The sequence below is a fragment of the Sphingobium agri genome (assembly GCF_023051225.1).
Lineage (GTDB): Bacteria > Pseudomonadota > Alphaproteobacteria > Sphingomonadales > Sphingomonadaceae > Sphingobium > Sphingobium agri.
This window is the reverse complement of sequence record NZ_JALKHS010000008.1, coordinates 1-15,179: the sequence shown is the minus strand read 5'-3', so window position 1 is coordinate 15,179 and position 15,179 is coordinate 1. Positions and strand designations below refer to the sequence as shown.

Below are 15,179 nucleotides of genomic sequence, written 5' to 3'. Positions count from 1 at the left end.
GGCTGCAAGAGCCGCTTCACTCTACCGAGTTCAGACGTCCAGGTTCGCGACGTTAAGGGCGTTGTCCTGAATGAATTCGCGCCGGGGTTCGACCACGTCGCCCATGAGGCGGGTGAAGATTTCGTCCGCCACGTCCGCCTGCTCGACCTCGACGCGCAGCATCGAGCGGTTGTCCGGATCCAGCGTTGTTTCCCAAAGCTGCTCGGCATTCATTTCGCCAAGGCCCTTATAGCGCTGGATGGCCAGACCCTTGCGGCCCGAGCTGAGGATCGCCTCCAGCAATTCGCTCGGCCGGGTGACTGATACCGCGCCTTTGGATACGACCGGCAGATCATCGTCACCAGCCTCTTCAGCGGCGGCCGCGGCCTTTGCGGTGACGAGGCGGCTGGTGGTACGATAGCTGTCCGCTTCTTCGGCGGCGATCGCGTGCAGCTTGCGCGCCTCGGCCGAACCGATGAAGCCATGTTCGATCATGTGGTGATCGGTTACGCCGCGCCACAGCCGTTCGAAGTGGAAGCCGCCTTCTTCGGCGATCCGCCCACTCCATTTTCCTTCTTCATCCTGCGCGTCCATCCAGCGGACGGTGGCGGCCAGCCGCTCGGCCTGGGCCTGCTGGCTGAGTTCCGGATCAAGCGCGCCATTGATCGCCAGCGCTTCGATAATGGCGGGATTATAGCGGCGCGGCACGTAGCGCATCACCGCCCGCATCCGACGGCCATGTTCGATCAGGTGACGCAGGTCTTCGCCCGAACGCATGCCACCACTCGTTTCCAGCGCCATGGACTCAACGCCATTGTCGACCAGATAATTTTCCAGCGCCGCTTCATTCTTCAGATACACCTCGGAACGGCCCCGCGTCGCCTTATAGAGCGGCGGCTGAGCGATGTAGAGATGCCCCGCCTCGATGATCTGCGGCATCTGGCGATAGAAGAAGGTCAACAGCAGCGTGCGGATATGCGCGCCGTCGACGTCGGCGTCGGTCATGATGACGATCTTGTGGTAGCGCAGCTTTTCAAGGTTGAAATCGTCGCGGATGCCGGTGCCCATCGCCTGGATCAGCGTGCCGACTTCCTTGGACGAGAGCATCCGGTCAAAGCGGGCACGTTCGACGTTCAGGATCTTGCCCTTGAGCGGGAGGATGGCCTGGTTATGGCGGTTGCGCCCCTGCTTGGCAGAGCCGCCCGCCGAGTCACCTTCGACCAGGAAGAGTTCGGATTTGGCAGGATCGCGCTCCTGACAATCAGCGAGCTTACCGGGGAGCGATGCGATGTCCATCACGCCTTTGCGCCGGGTCAGTTCGCGCGCCTTTTTCGCGGCCTCGCGCGCGGCGGCGGCGTCGATCACCTTCTGGATGATCATCTTGCCGTGACTGGGGTTCTCCTCCAGCCACTCCGCCATCTTGTCTGCCATCAGGCTTTCCAGGGGCTGGCGGACCTCGGAGCTGACCAGCTTGTCCTTGGTCTGCGACGAGAATTTGGGATCGGGCAGCTTCACCGACACGATGGCGGTGAGGCCCTCGCGCATGTCCTCGCCAGTCAGCGAGACCTTCTCCTTCTTCAGCATGCCCGATTTGTCGGCATAGCTGTTGAGCGTACGGGTCAGCGCCGCGCGGAAAGCGGCCAGGTGCGTGCCGCCGTCCCGCTGCGGGATGTTGTTGGTGAAGCAAAGGACGTTCTCATAATAGGAATCGTTCCACTCCAGCGCGACGTCGATCGTCACATCATCGCGGCTCCCCGCGATCGCGATGGGATCGGGCATCAGCGGCTGCTTGTTCCGGTCGAGCCACTTCACGAAAGCCGCGATGCCGCCCTCATAGAACAGCTCGACTTCCTTCTTTTCCTCATGCCGCGCGTCGATCAGGAACAGGCGCACGCCGGAGTTCAGGAAAGCGAGCTCGCGGTAACGATGCTCCAGCTTGTCGAAATCGAACTCGGTATGGTTCTTGAACGTGCCGCCGTCACCCGGAACCTTCTCGGTCGAAGGGAGGAAGGTGACGCGAGTGCCCTTCTTGCCTTCCGGCGCATCGCCGACAATTTTAAGCGGCGCCACGGCATCGCCATAGGCAAAGCGCATATAATGCTCCTTGCCGTCCCTCCAGATGTTGAGGTCGAGATATTCGCTGAGCGCATTCACGACGCTGACGCCCACGCCATGCAGGCCGCCCGAAACCTTGTAGGCATTGTCGTCCGAGGTGTTCTCGAACTTACCGCCAGCGTGCAGCTGGGTCATGATGACCTCTGCCGCCGACACGCCTTCTTCCTTGTGGATGTCGGTAGGTATGCCGCGGCCATTATCCTCGACGCTGACCGATCCATCGGGATTAAGCGTGATCAGGATACGGTCGCAATGCCCGGCCAGCGCTTCGTCGATTGCATTGTCGCTGACCTCGAACACCATATGGTGCAGGCCCGACCCGTCATCGGTATCGCCGATATACATGCCGGGCCGCTTGCGTACTGCGTCGAGGCCCTTGAGGACCTTGATGCTGTCGGCGCCATAGGCGTTGCTGTTGGGGCTGCTTAGACTTTCCTCGCTCATGACCGAGCATATAGGGAAAGGCCCGCCGAAACTAAAGCGAAACATGCCTGCTTCCGCTTGGGGGTGGGGCGGTCTATCAGGGTGGCATGCGCGCCATCTTTCCCTTGTTTCTCATGCTTGGCGCCTGCTCCGACAGCAGCGACGTCCTGGAGGAGCTGCCCAACAGTTCCATCGCCGGTGCGCCGCGCGACGCCATGCCGGAAACGCGGCTGGAGGCAAAAATCATCCGCCCGGTGACGATCGGAGAAGATGGGCCTCGCCTCGATGCATGCGGCGCGATGGGGCAGGCGGCGCGCGTGGGCGCGAGAGGTCTTGCGATCCGCGCAGCCCCCTTTGCCGATGCGCAGGAAGTCGGACGGCTGGCTGAGGGTGGGCGCGTTCATGTTTGTACCCGCAGTCTCGATCAGAAATGGCTGGGCGTGGTCGTGCTGATGCCTGCTCCCAATGATTGCGGCCTGTCTGAACCAGTCGAGCGCAGGCAGCCTTATGAAGGGCCATGCCTTAGCGGCTGGGTCTCGAGCGCTTCGATCCGGTTTGTTGCGTACTGAAACTGAAAAGAACCGGCCAGCGGGTTCAGGCTGGCCGGTCAGGGGACAAGGGTCTCGATCAACATGTGGCGCCAAATGGCCTTTTACAAAACGTCCATTTTTTCTTAAGTGGACTTTGTAGATCCCGTTTGGATGACCATTGGCCATGTCCACCTCTGCCCTCCGTCCGCCCTCTCTGCTCCGCTTGCTTGGGGCCTGGCGTGTGGAGGAAAGTGCCGAACCAGCCTATCGCCAGCTGGCGCAGGCGCTGCGTATGCTGGTATTGGACGGGCGCGTCGGCTTGAATGTACGCTTGCCGGGTGAGCGGGAGCTGGCCGCTGCGCTAGGCCTCAGCCGTACGACTATCGCTGCCGCCTTCGATCGGCTGCGGGACGAAGGGTATCTCGAAAGTCGTCAGGGGTCGGGCAGCGTTACTCGGCTGCCAACGGGGCGGATGGAGGCAGAGCCGCCTGAACTGGATATGTCATCGCATGGCAATATCCTCAATTGGACCCATGCCGCTTTGCCCGCAGCCGCTGGCGTGGGGCGCGCCTGTAAGGCTGCCGTGGAGGCGCTGCCCGCGTTCCTCGGTGAACTTGGCTATGACCCGCTTGGCCTGCCGCCGCTGCGCCGTGCGATTGCGGCGCAGTTCGAGCGGCGTGGATGTCCTACCAGTCCCGACCAGATCATCGTCACCAATGGTGCGCAGCAGGGCTTTGCACTGCTGATGCAATGGCTGACGGGACCGGGCGACCGGGTGGTGATCGACCATCCGACCTATCATAATGTGATCCAGGCCTTGCAGCGCTCCCATGTTGTTCCGGTGCCTGTCGGACTCCCCGCCCAAGGCTGGGACATTGACGCCATGGAGGCAGCGTTTCGCCAGACAAGCCCGCGCTTCGCCTATATCATCGCCGATTTCCACAATCCGACCGGTCGCAGCATGGATCCGGCGACCCGGCGCGCCCTGGTCGCTGCGGCCGCGCGGACGCATACGCCGCTGATCATTGACGAGACCATGGTGGCGATGGGGCTCGATTTCCCCGCGCCGCCGCCAGTCGCGATCCATGATCCTTCAGGGCGGCAGGTTATCTCGATGGGATCAGCGAGCAAGATCTATTGGGGTGGCTTGCGGGTCGGCTGGATCCGGGCCGATCCGCAGACGATCGCCGCGCTTGGACGGCTACGCACGACCATGGACATGGCAAGCCCGGTAGTGGAGCAACTTGCCGCCGCGCAACTGATCGACAGCGAGGAAGGGCTGGGGCCGCGCACCGAGGTTCTCCGGGCGCGGCGGGACCATCTTATCGCGGAGATCGAGAAGCATCTGCCGCACTGGCGCGTCGAATCGCCAGCGGGCGGCCTGTCGCTCTGGGCGGAACTGCCCCGCGCGGAAGCGACCGCCTTGGCCGCGATCGCGGAAAGCCATGGCGTGCGGGTTGCGCCCGGACCGCGCTTTGGAGTGAGCGGCGCTTTCGAGCGGTTCCTGCGCCTTCCCTTCACCTTGCCGGAAGAGCAGCTGACCTTGGGCGTCGAGCGGCTGGCGGAGGCGGATGCGCGCCTCCATGCGCGTCTGCCGCGTGGCCGTGATTCGCTGGCGGCGGCGCTGGAGGCGGATCGGCTGATTTAAGGTGGGATCGGGGGCAGGCCCCGATTGAAGCATCTTCCCGGCGGAAGCTGGCATCTCAGGCCAACTTGCGCCCCATCTACTGAGATGCCAGCTGTCGCTGGCAGGACGGATTGGAGACGCAACAGCCTTGATGAAAAAGAGCCGCGCAGGACATATCCTGCGCGGCTCCTATCTCACTGCGCAGCTTTATGCCGCCTTCTTGTCAGCCTTGTAACGCTCGATCGCTTCCAGCGTGATCTGGCGGGCGTCTTCAGCGCCGCCCCATGTGCCGATGCGCACCCACTTCTGCTTTTCCAGATCCTTATAGTGGGTGAAGAAATGTTCGATCTGCTCCATGACGATACCGGGCAGGTCGTCCTTTTCACCAACCTTGGAATAATAGGGGAATGTCTTGTCGTCAGGCACGCAGACCAGCTTTTCGTCGCCGCCCGCTTCATCTTCCAGATTGAGGACGGCGATTGGCCGGGCACGCACGACGCTGCCCGGGATGAAGGGCGAGCGTGAGATTACCAGCGCGTCCAGAGGATCGCCATCGGGCGAAAGGGTGTGCGGCACGAAACCATAATTGGCTGGATAGCGCATCGGCGTGTGCAGGATGCGATCGACGAACAGCGCGCCCGATGCCTTGTCGAACTCATATTTCACGGGCTCGCCGCCAGTCGGCACCTCGATGATGACGTTCAGGCTGTTGGGCGGATCGTCGCCGACCGGGATCAGTTCGATATTCATGGACTTCAAAGCCTTTTGATGCACGTTGGCGTTGCGGGTGATTATGTCCTTGGTTTGAGCAGCCGGTCGAGGCTGCCGTCACCCTCTCCTGTCTTTTCGAGGCGCGGATAGCGCAGGCCGCCGGAATAAGCGAGCGTCAAAGTGCGGTAGTATTTATCCTGTTTGACGATGATCTGCATCGGCTGGGCGGCCTTGAGCGCAGCCTTGAAAACCTCGCCCGAATATTCATCGCCATTGATCGCGACGATCTTTGCGCCAGTGACCAGACCGGCCTTGAAGGCAGCGCTGTCCCAGACGACGTTGCTGATCTCGCCGTCACTCTTGACGATCATGCCGACGCCAAAGCTTTGATCGACATTCTTGCCTGCGCTTTCTGCTGCCTTGGTGAAGGCGTTGGGCGTGTCGCCATAAACGAGCTTGTAGCCGCCCATGGTGAAGCCGCCCTTGGGCGTTTCCCGCGTCGTACTGTCGACATGTCGGGAGAAGAAGCCCCCCCAATCATAGGGCGCGACGCCGTTCAGCGTCCGGATGACATCATCGCGATTATAGACGACCTGTCCCCAATCGCCCGGATTGATGCCGAAGAATGCCTTTGCAAAATCGTCCAGTCCCTTTGCACCGCGCGTTTGGCGGCGGATGATGGCGTCGGCCTCCAGCCAGATCATCAATCCTTCATTATAATAGTCCTCCGACCGCTGCCAGCTGGTCCAGCCCTTGGGACGGCGAGCCGAAATGATCGGGTCGTGGGTCGTATCCTCCATCGCCCGCCACTCACGGCCGCGCGTGGTGTCGAGCTTGGCGGCGATATGGGCATAGGCGTCGAGCGTTTCCTGCTTGGTGAACAGGCCAGACCGCGCGCCCAGCACATAGCCCCAGAACTGCGTCTGCCCTTCATAGACCCACAGCAGATTGTCCTGCATCGGCACGTTGAAATCGGGCGTCCACAACAGGTCCGGGCGGCGGAACTTGCCATCCCAGCTATGGACGAATTCATGAGGCAGAAGGTTGCGATCCAGCAGCGCGTCGCTGTCGCTCCACTTCTTGAAATAGCCCGGCTCTACTTGGTTCTCGGATGAACGGTGATGCTCAAGGCCGATGCCGCCCATTTCATCGGTGATCGCGAACAGGAAATCATAATGGTCGAAATGATAGGTGCCGAACAGCGCCCCCGCTTCATCGACCAGCTTCTTGTGCTTGGCGATCTGGTCAGGCTTCGCCTCCAGCTCATCCGCCTCGTCGGCGACGATGTTGAGGGTGACGTTGTGGCCCAAGTCCACCGGCTTGAAATAGCGCCCGGCGAAGACCGGCGAATCCTGCAGCGCCTCATAGTCGATCTTCTCATAGGCGACGGTCGATCCGGTCTTCTGTCCACGCAAGGCGGTGGCCGCCTGCCAACCGTCGGGATAGGTCACTGTCGCCTGAATCGGAATCTGCCGCGTATAATAGCCTGCGGGGTAGAGCGAGACCGACTCCCATTGGATGTTCAGCATCTTGGGCGTCACCACGATCCGGCCCTGATTGGGCTGGGTAGCCGACAGGAATTGGAAGGATGCTGTGACTTCGCGCGTGCCCTGCGGCACGTCGATGATGAAGGCGTAGACGTTGAGCGGATCGCGCTTCCAGCTGACCGGTTTGCCATCGGCGGTGAAAGTCAGCCCGCTGATCTTCTCGATCTGCCCGCGCGGCGCATGATTGCCCGGCAGCCATTCGGGCGCCAGCAGCGTCATGGGGCCGCTCGTCGCGACGGGAATATGCTCCTTTACCCGGAAAATTCGCTGGGTCGTGTCGGTCGCGTCGACTTCCAGCCGGATCGTACCGCCGGGGTAAGGTACGTCGCGGGGCGCCGCAGTGGCGTCGTTCACCGGCAGTGCGGCAGGCTTTGACCTTACGGCATCCTGGGCAGCAAGCGGGCTGATGATGGCGGTGGGAAGCAAGAGGGCGGCAGCGAGGCTGCGGATCATGTCTGTCTCCGAAAAAAGACGCGGCAGGAATGCCTTATGAAATCAGCATGACGAACCAAGATGACCGCGTCCACCCGGAAGAAGAGCGGCGACATAATGTGACAAAAAAGCGCGTTTCCTTGAGCCTTCTTTGCCGCTAAAGGCGCATCCCCATGGCGAAAATCGAAAATCCGCGCCCAAAGACACCCAATGCGGTGCGCGGCACGCAGGACATGCTGGGGGGCACCGCTGAAGCGTTCCAGGAGCGCTTTGCCCATGTGATCGCGACCTTCGATCGCGTCCGCAGGCTCTATGGCTTTCATCGGGTCGAAGTCCCGGTGTTTGAAGCCACCGCCGTATTCGCCCGTTCGCTCGGCGAAAGCACCGATGTCGTTTCGAAAGAGATGTACACCTTTGAGGACCGCGGCGGGGACAGCATCACGCTTCGTCCCGAATTTACTGCGGGGATCGCGCGGGCCTATGTCACCGAAGGCTGGCAGCAATATGCGCCGCTCAAAGTGGCAACCCATGGCCCACTGTTCCGTTACGAGCGTCCGCAAAAGGGCCGCTTTCGCCAGTTCCACCAACTGGACGCCGAAATCATCGGCGCTGGCGAAGCAGGGGCGGATATCGAGCTGCTGGTCTTCGCCGATCAGTTGCTGCGCGAACTTGGCGTTTCCGAGGGCGTCACGCTGAACCTCAACACGTTGGGTGACGCGCAAAGCCGGGACGCCTGGCGCGCCGCGCTGGTTGCGCATTTCGAAGCGCATCGCGACCAGCTTTCTGAAGAAAGTCTCGACCGGCTGAGCCGCAACCCGCTTCGCATCCTCGACAGCAAGGACCCGCGCGATCGGCCTGTGGCGGACAGCGCACCCGAGATCGACGCCTATTTGACGGACGAGGCCCGCGCTTTCTTCGATAAGGTGACGGCGGGCTTGGACGCGGCGGGCGTAGCTTGGCAGCGCAACGCCCGGCTGGTGCGCGGCCTTGATTATTACCGCCATACTGCGTTCGAGTTCATCACCGACCGGCTGGGCGCACAGGGCACCGTGCTTGGCGGCGGACGCTATGATGGGTTGATCGAGAATCTTGGCGGCCCGGCGACGCCCGCCGTTGGCTGGGCTGCGGGCATTGAGCGGCTCGCCATGCTGGTTGATGCGCCGGAACCTTCCGCGCCCATAGTGGTCATGATCCCGCTGGGCGAGGTGGCAGAAGCGAGGGCGACGGGCCTTGTCGCTGATCTTCGCCGCGCCGGCATTATGTGCGACATGGGCTTTCGGGGGAATATGAAGAAGCGGATGCAGCGCGCCAATGTTTCGGGCGCCTCCTGGGCTGTCATCATCGGCGAGGATGAACTGACTCGTGGCGAAGTGGGTCTGCGCGATCTGCGGTCCGGGGAACAGCAGGCCGTGCCGTTGGCCGGACTGGTCGAGAAGCTGACGGCCATTTGATGCATATTTCCGCCGAACGCATCGCGCAGATCGAGGCGCGCCGGGACGAGGTGCAGGCGTCGATGACGCGTGCCGACCTCGCGCCCGAGGAGTTCGTGCGGTTGTCGAAGGAATATGCGGAGATCGAGCCGGTCGCGCGCGCAGCGCATGAAGTGCGGCGGCTTCGGCAGGAACTTCAGGCGCTCGAATATATGGCGGGTGGCGACGGCGCCGACGCGGACGCCGCGATGCGCGAGATGGCGCAGGAGGAAATGCAGCTGATCAAGAGCCAGCTGCCGGGCGCAGAGCGTGCGCTTGCCCTGCAACTGCTGCCGCGCGATGCAGCCGACGCGCGCCCGGCCATGCTGGAAATCCGTGCCGGGACCGGCGGCGATGAGGCTGCGCTGTTTGCGGGCGACCTGTTCCGCATGTATCAGCGCTATGCCGACGCGCAGGGTTGGAAGATGGAGATGATCTCCGCCAACGCAGCTGAAGTGGGCGGCTTCAAGGAAGTGGTTGCCAGCATCACGGGCACAGGCGTGTTCGCCAAGCTCAAATTCGAGAGCGGCGTCCATCGGGTGCAGCGTGTGCCCGTGACCGAAAGCGGCGGGCGCATCCATACCTCCGCCGCGACCGTCGCTGTCCTGCCGGAACCCGAGGAGGTCGATGTGCAGATCGCTGACAGCGACCTCAAGATCGACATCTACCGGGCGTCGGGCGCTGGTGGCCAGCATGTGAATACGACCGACAGCGCCGTGCGGATCACCCACTTGCCGAGCGGCATCGTCGTGACGCAGCAGGACGAACGGTCGCAGCACAAGAACAAGGCAAAGGCCATGCAGGTGCTGCGCGCTCGTCTTTACGAGGCGGAACGGGAGCGGACACAGAGCGAGCAGGCAGGCGCGCGCAAGGCGATGGTCGGATCAGGCGACCGGTCCGAACGCATCCGCACCTATAATTTTCCACAAGGGCGCGTGACGGATCACCGCATCAACCTGACCCTGCATCGCCTGCCGGAAATCCTGGAAGGCGCAGGTCTGGCCGAAATCATCGATGCGCTGATTGCCGAGGATGAAGCCGCACGCCTTGCCCAGCTGGATGGCATCGGGTGAGCATCGCCCAGGCGCTCCGCGATGCGGCTGCGCGGCTCGACAAGGTCAGCGGCACGCCGCGTCTCGATGCCGAACTGCTGCTTGCTCATGCGCTGGGCCTCGGCCGGAACGCGTTGCTGCTTCGCCAGCAGGATCTGTCCGTGCCTGATGGCTTCGCCGCTCTTCTCGACCGGCGGCTTGGCGGTGAACCCATCGCCTATATCACCGGCGTTCGGGATTTCTGGACGATCAGCCTGCGGGTCACGCCGGATGTGCTGATCCCTCGCCCCGATACCGAAACGTTGATCGAGGCGGCGATCGAGCATTTCAAGGATCGTTCGCCGGAACGGATACTGGACCTGGGCACTGGATCAGGCGCGCTGCTGCTCGCGGCGCTTGATCAATGGCCGCGAGCGAGCGGGATTGGAGTAGATCTTTCCTCTAAAGCGCTTGCGGTGGCGCAAGATAATGCTGAACGTCTCGGGCTTGCCAGGCGGGCTTCTTTTCGGTTGGGGGATTGGGCGGAGGGGATGACCGGACCTTTTGACCTCATCCTGGCCAACCCGCCCTATATCGCGAGCGAAGAGGAGTTGACCGGCGACGTGCTGCACGAACCCGCAAGCGCTCTCTTTGCGGGAACAGATGGTCTGGACGACTATCGGCGTATCGCGCCCATGATTGCCGGGCTTCTCACGGATGGCGGCGTGGCTGCCATCGAGATCGGCCATGATCAGAGGGAAAGCGTGTCCGCGCTGCTTCGCGCGGAGAGACTTGGCGTAGCGGTCCGCAAGGACATGGCAGGGCTCGACCGCTGCCTGATCGCCACTCGCCCCTCGCAATCTTGAAAGGCGAGGGCGCGCCGGGGCTGCTTCAAGAGCGGGAAATATGCTGGTTTTACCGCGCTGTATCGCGCCGCGTTGACGGCTGCGGACGACCACCTGTGGGTTCGCCCGCCAAACTCGCCGGAATCGCTTCGGCTCAAGTGAAAATTGCTTGGTTTATCTCCGCAAAGACACTACATGGAGAGCAGGGACGGCATTATCCTGAGGATCTGCCCTGTGGGGCTTAGCTGAGAAAAGGCCGTTTTCCCGCTCCTTCAAAGTCACGATGGCGCTGCTGCGCAGGCGCCTCTGGCAGCGTAAGGGCAAGGGTTGTCGCACAGCCCCTGTCCGGCGGAGCCCTACCCGGCCTGATGAGCAGGCGGTGTTTTAGGATGCGACTGAACGATGTTTTCAGTGAATGATGGCAAAGTGAACGCAAGGACCAGCTCTTGATCAACAACAGGCAGGCCGGTCGCCGTAATCGCGGCCGGAACAATAACGGACGTCCGGGTGGCGGCAACCGGGGCGGCGGCGATAGCGGCAACCGGATTGATAGCCGCGCACGCGGTAACGCGGTCCAGCTTCTCGAAAAGTACAAGAATATGGCTCGCGACGCCCAGATGGCGGGCGACCGTGTGAATGCGGAATATTATCTGCAGTTCGCGGACCATTATTTCCGCGTGCTGGCCGACAATCGCGCCCGGCAGGAGGAGCAGCAGCAGCGCTTCCGCCGTCCGGAAGACAATGGCGATTATGAAGGCGATGATTTCGACGCCCCGGACTTCGCGGGCGACGACAATCGTAGCGAACCGCAGCAGCAGTTCGAGCGTGGCTATGAAGGCGATCGCCGCCGCGATCAGCAGCGTGACCAGCAGGATAATCGCGACAACCGTAACCGCCGCGACCGCCCGCGCCGCGAGCGCCCAGCCTATGAAGTGGCCGAGCGGCAGGACGAAGAAGCCCCGGAAGCTCCGGCACCGGTCGCAGAGCGTGCGCCTGAACCTCAGGCTGAAACGGAAGCTGCGGCAGCAGCGGAAGCGCCCCGCGCCCGTCGCGGCCGTCCCCGGAAGGCGGATGTGGCGAAGTCTGAAGGCAGCGAAGGGCTCGACCTTTCCGTCCTGCCGCCTTCGATCGCCCGTGCCGACAATGACAGCGAGCCCGCTGCCGAGGAAGCGCCGCGCAAGCGTACGCGCCGCGCGCGTCCGGCTGCCGAAGCGGCGGAATGATCTAGCGTCTCGCTTCGGATAACGGCGATGGGATTTTGAAGGGAGTGGCGTATGCGCCGCTCCCTTTTTCCTTTCGGCTGCGGCAATTCAGCGCGCGGGCAACACGCGTGGCCGATGTTGATCGTCAAGCGCGACGAAGGTGAAGATACCGCTCGTCAGGTCGATCTGCCGCTGATCCGTCCCGCGTGTCGCCACCACGTCAACGCGAATGCCGAGGGACGTTCGACCGCGCCGTTCTTCATGCGCATAGACCGTGACAATATCGCCCAGCAGCATCGGCGAAATGAATTTCATGCCGTCGATAGCCACCGTCGCCACTGCGCCTTCAGCCAATCGGCCCGCCACGATCCCTCCGGCGATATCCATTTGGCTCAAGATCCATCCGCCGAAAATATGGCCGTTGCTGTTGATCTCGGTAATGCCGGGCACCACCCGCAGAACCAGCTCGCCCCTCTTTTCAGTCATCGATGGATACCTCGTCCTTCAGCGGGTCCATGACCTGATCATCATGGCCCGTCCCACTCGAAAGGAATACCAAGGCCATCAGGCCGGTCCCCAGCATGAAGGTCAACCAGACGCCGATGACGGTGGCCAGGACCATGTGCAAGGGCATCGGGCCAGCCCATAGGCGAAGGCAGCCCAGTGCCACGCCAACGCACAAGGCTCCGCCAAGCGCCATCCAAAGCATGATGCGCCGAAACCGCCCCCAGGCGGTCGCTGCGATCCGTGGATCGTCCAGGCCCTGTTTATCTCTCATCCCTTTTCTTTGGGGAACGAAAGTGGGATCATCAAGGGACGGACGCATAATGTCTGAACGCAAGGAGACGGGGCATGACGATCACCGCGATTCTGCAGGGCAAAGGCCATGAGGTCACCCAGGTCCGACCGGAGGACAGCGTGCTATCGGTAGTCCAGCTCTTGTCCGAACGGCGGATCGGCTGCGTGCCTGTTGTCGATGATGGTCAGGTGCTCGGGATTTTCTCCGAACGCGACCTCGTCCATCAAATTGCGCGAGATGGCGCGTCGGTGCTGGAACGCAGGGTGGGGGATGTGATGACCGCCCCTCCCATAACCACCGATGACAAGACTCCGGTGATCCATTGCCTGTCACTCATGACGAAGAAGCGGGTCCGCCACCTTCCTGTTGTGGTCGATGGTAGGCTGACAGGTCTCGTGTCGATTGGCGACCTCGTCAAATTCCGGATCGACAGCATCGAATCGGAAGCAGCAGCACTGCGCGATTACATACAGTCGGCGTAAGTCAGGCCGGGGCGGGCTGTGGCGCTGTCCGCCTCACCACCAGGCTGACGAGTTCCATCAATGTACCGCGCGCGCAAAGCATCAGCGCGGCAAGGAAGGCGAAGGCGCCTGAAGGCACCAGGACGCAAAGCCGCACCAGTGCCGGCAGTGGGGGCAGCAGCGAATCGACAATCAGCACTATCCCCGCCATCATAATGGAACAACCAAGGCCCGGAGCCGCAGCGCGAATCAGGTCCATCAGCCGCAATCCCATCGCTCCCCCGGCTAGGCGCGCAGTGACCGCGGTCAGCAACGGGAAGGCCCCAAGCCACGCCCAGGCCAAGCCGATCGCTCCGAATCGAATGCCCAGCAGGAATGCGATCGGCATCAGCACAGCCCCCACGGCGGCGATTCGCGCCGTAATCCCAGGACGCCCGAGGGCATTGCTTACCGGGGCGAACATGACCTGCAGCGTCATGAACGGCATCGCGAGCGCTAGGACCGACACAAAGGGCGCCATTTCAAGCCACTTCGCTCCGAAAAGGGTTTCCACCAACGGCTCGGCAGTAACCGCCATGCCTAAATATACCGGGCAGGAAATGAGCAGCAGCAGCCGCACGGCCTTGCAGAATGACCATGCGATTCGCGCCGGATCCTTTTGCATCCGCGCATAGGCGGGAAAGGCGACGTCGTTCAGCGGGGGGATGAATTTGGACACGAAGATCTGCGTCAGAAAGAGTGCTTCGGCATAAAGACCAAGCTGATGGGGATTGAGCGCGCGACCGCCGATGAAGATATCCGCCTGGCTCTGGATGATCCAGAAAAGCTGGCCGCCCAGCAGCGACGCGCCATAGGCGACCATCGCGCCCGTACCCCGAAAATCAAAGCTGGGAATCGGCCGGAAGCCGGTAGCGATGATATAGCCCACCGCCTTGACCCAAAAGCCCGCCATCGGCGCAAATACCAGCGTCCAGACCCCCCATCCTGACAGCGCACCTGTCAGGGCTACAGCGGCTGATGCCGCTGCCGCTATCAGGTTGACCAGGGCGGGCCGCTTGAAATCCAGCGCCCGCCCCATGAGCGCTTCAGGGATGGAGATGAAGGGAGTCGACAGGTAAAGCAGCGCCTGCACCCGCAGCAGGTCCGCCACCATGGGTTGGTCGTAATAATCGGCTGCCCACGGCGCGATCATCAGCTGTGCTAGGGCAAGGCCGCCGTTCAGCAGCAGCATGATGCCAAACGCCTGCCGCAGCTTATGCGAATCGAGCGTCTCCGACTGAACCAGCGCGCTCACCAATCCATAGCCGTTGAGGAAAGTCGCGAAGTTCAGGATCACCTGCGTCATCGCGAACAGGCCGTAATCCGCAGGATCGAGCAGCCGGATCACTGCCAATGTGACGACCCAACTGATCATCTGCGACAGGATCTGGCTGCCTGATCGCCAGAAGAGCGCGCTTCTTATGCGCGCGCCAAAGCCCGCATCATCTGCGTCAGCATCCTGCAAAGCCATTCTAAACCCATTCCTCTGGCGCACCATGCGCCCGATCGACCCCTAAAGGAGGAAGTCCAAAAATTTCTGAAACAAAAATGCAAAAACTGTTTGACGGTTCGAGAACCCCTCCATATATGCCGCCTCACCGGACGGAACGACGCCAACACGGCGCTGAAACGGCCGGTCGCCAACATAGTCGGACACCAGTCCCCCGGAACGCAAGGATCGGGGAACATCGGTTGTCCGCTTCGATGTTTGGATGGCTCTTTGACATTGTTAGTATGATGAAGGGACATGTGGGCGGCGGCCCTGGGTTCTTACGGCTTCTAGGCGTAGGGTACTCAGTTAAATCAGCCATCCTCACAATGTCCTTACACACCATGTAAGATTTGTGCAGGAATGGCTCCTAGAAATGAGCGGTTTCGGTTTGGGATTATTCCTCCTGGATCGAGATCGGACATCAAACTTGAGAGTTTGATCCTGGCTCAGAACGAACGCTGGCGGCATGCCTAATAC

The 15,179-nt window shown here is 62.0% G+C and carries 13 protein-coding genes; 7 read left to right on the top strand and 6 right to left on the bottom strand.

The annotated features are described in order from the left end of the window. Window positions 1-30: 30 nt before the first annotated feature. The gene (gene gyrB, locus MU848_RS11240) at window positions 31-2,538 is read right to left on the bottom strand and encodes a DNA topoisomerase (ATP-hydrolyzing) subunit B (RefSeq protein WP_247231967.1); all 2,508 of its coding nucleotides are present in this window, start codon (window positions 2,536-2,538) and stop codon (window positions 31-33) included. A gap of 86 nt (window positions 2,539-2,624) precedes the next feature. Here gyrB and MU848_RS11235 point away from each other — a divergent pair, with 86 nt between their 5' ends. Beyond that, complete coding sequence (locus MU848_RS11235) at window positions 2,625-3,086, top strand: hypothetical protein (RefSeq protein ID WP_247231965.1); 462 nt, start codon at window positions 2,625-2,627, stop codon at window positions 3,084-3,086. A gap of 145 nt (window positions 3,087-3,231) precedes the next feature. Then, entirely contained in the window at window positions 3,232-4,695 is a 1,464-nt protein-coding gene (gene yczR, locus MU848_RS11230; protein WP_247231963.1) for a MocR-like transcription factor YczR, read from the top strand. A gap of 186 nt (window positions 4,696-4,881) precedes the next feature. Here the strand turns inward: yczR and ppa are convergent, their stop codons facing one another. Together ppa and MU848_RS11220 are read right to left on the bottom strand one after the other, a co-directional pair. After that, complete coding sequence (gene ppa / locus MU848_RS11225) at window positions 4,882-5,424, bottom strand: inorganic diphosphatase (protein WP_097090516.1); 543 nt, start codon at window positions 5,422-5,424, stop codon at window positions 4,882-4,884. A 41-nt stretch (window positions 5,425-5,465) separates the two neighbouring features. Then, a complete protein-coding gene (locus MU848_RS11220) occupies window positions 5,466-7,385 on the bottom strand; it encodes a M61 family metallopeptidase (protein WP_247231961.1) in 1,920 nt (639 codons plus the stop codon). A gap of 152 nt (window positions 7,386-7,537) precedes the next feature. On the opposite strand from MU848_RS11220, the gene hisS reads away from it, so the two are divergent. The 4 genes from hisS to MU848_RS11200 all read left to right on the top strand — a co-directional run bounded on the left by hisS (window position 7,538) and on the right by MU848_RS11200 (window position 11,932). After that, on the top strand, window positions 7,538-8,815 hold the full coding sequence (hisS, locus tag MU848_RS11215) for a histidine--tRNA ligase (protein ID WP_247231959.1): 1,278 nt from the start codon (window positions 7,538-7,540) through the stop codon (window positions 8,813-8,815). Next, the gene (gene prfA, locus MU848_RS11210) at window positions 8,815-9,906 is read left to right on the top strand and encodes a peptide chain release factor 1 (RefSeq protein WP_380800712.1); all 1,092 of its coding nucleotides are present in this window, start codon (window positions 8,815-8,817) and stop codon (window positions 9,904-9,906) included. Before hisS ends, prfA begins: the two co-directional genes overlap by 1 nt. After that, window positions 9,903-10,730, top strand: coding sequence for a peptide chain release factor N(5)-glutamine methyltransferase (gene prmC, locus MU848_RS11205; RefSeq protein ID WP_247231956.1), 828 nt, complete (start codon window positions 9,903-9,905; stop codon window positions 10,728-10,730). Before prfA ends, prmC begins: the two co-directional genes overlap by 4 nt. Before the next feature lie 425 nt (window positions 10,731-11,155). Beyond that, the gene (locus tag MU848_RS11200; RefSeq protein WP_247231954.1) at window positions 11,156-11,932 is read left to right on the top strand and encodes a DUF4167 domain-containing protein; all 777 of its coding nucleotides are present in this window, start codon (window positions 11,156-11,158) and stop codon (window positions 11,930-11,932) included. Between the two features lie 87 nt (window positions 11,933-12,019). Here the strand turns inward: MU848_RS11200 and MU848_RS11195 are convergent, their stop codons facing one another. After that, entirely contained in the window at window positions 12,020-12,397 is a 378-nt protein-coding gene (locus tag MU848_RS11195; RefSeq protein ID WP_097090510.1) for an acyl-CoA thioesterase, read from the bottom strand. Continuing rightward, window positions 12,390-12,689 carry a hypothetical protein gene (locus tag MU848_RS11190; protein WP_097090509.1) on the bottom strand — a complete coding sequence of 100 codons (300 nt, stop codon included), beginning with the start codon at window positions 12,687-12,689 and terminating at the stop codon, window positions 12,390-12,392. The genes MU848_RS11195 and MU848_RS11190 overlap by 8 nt, the downstream gene beginning before the upstream one ends. A 74-nt stretch (window positions 12,690-12,763) precedes the next feature. Between MU848_RS11190 and MU848_RS11185 the strand changes: the two genes are divergently transcribed. Beyond that, window positions 12,764-13,192, top strand: coding sequence for a CBS domain-containing protein (locus MU848_RS11185; protein WP_097090508.1), 429 nt, complete (start codon window positions 12,764-12,766; stop codon window positions 13,190-13,192). A gap of 1 nt (window position 13,193) precedes the next feature. Here MU848_RS11185 and MU848_RS11180 read toward each other — a convergent pair whose 3' ends face one another. Then, on the bottom strand, window positions 13,194-14,681 hold the full coding sequence (locus MU848_RS11180) for a lipopolysaccharide biosynthesis protein (protein WP_247231952.1): 1,488 nt from the start codon (window positions 14,679-14,681) through the stop codon (window positions 13,194-13,196). Between the last annotated feature and the right edge of the window lie 498 nt (window positions 14,682-15,179).

What these genes read in the sequence shown, in the direction of transcription:
- gyrB (WP_247231967.1), bottom strand. Translation starts at nt 2,538, where the DNA reads ATGAGCGAGGAAAGTCTAAGCAGCCCCAACAGCAACGCCTATGGCGCC.
- MU848_RS11235 (WP_247231965.1), top strand. Translation starts at nt 2,625, where the DNA reads ATGCGCGCCATCTTTCCCTTGTTTCTCATGCTTGGCGCCTGCTCCGAC.
- yczR (WP_247231963.1), top strand. Translation starts at nt 3,232, where the DNA reads ATGTCCACCTCTGCCCTCCGTCCGCCCTCTCTGCTCCGCTTGCTTGGG.
- ppa (WP_097090516.1), bottom strand. Translation starts at nt 5,424, where the DNA reads ATGAATATCGAACTGATCCCGGTCGGCGACGATCCGCCCAACAGCCTG.
- MU848_RS11220 (WP_247231961.1), bottom strand. Translation starts at nt 7,385, where the DNA reads ATGATCCGCAGCCTCGCTGCCGCCCTCTTGCTTCCCACCGCCATCATC.
- hisS (WP_247231959.1), top strand. Translation starts at nt 7,538, where the DNA reads ATGGCGAAAATCGAAAATCCGCGCCCAAAGACACCCAATGCGGTGCGC.
- prfA (WP_380800712.1), top strand. Translation starts at nt 8,815, where the DNA reads ATGCATATTTCCGCCGAACGCATCGCGCAGATCGAGGCGCGCCGGGAC.
- MU848_RS11195 (WP_097090510.1), bottom strand. Translation starts at nt 12,397, where the DNA reads ATGACTGAAAAGAGGGGCGAGCTGGTTCTGCGGGTGGTGCCCGGCATT.
- MU848_RS11190 (WP_097090509.1), bottom strand. Translation starts at nt 12,689, where the DNA reads ATGAGAGATAAACAGGGCCTGGACGATCCACGGATCGCAGCGACCGCC.
- MU848_RS11185 (WP_097090508.1), top strand. Translation starts at nt 12,764, where the DNA reads ATGACGATCACCGCGATTCTGCAGGGCAAAGGCCATGAGGTCACCCAG.
- MU848_RS11180 (WP_247231952.1), bottom strand. Translation starts at nt 14,681, where the DNA reads ATGGCTTTGCAGGATGCTGACGCAGATGATGCGGGCTTTGGCGCGCGC.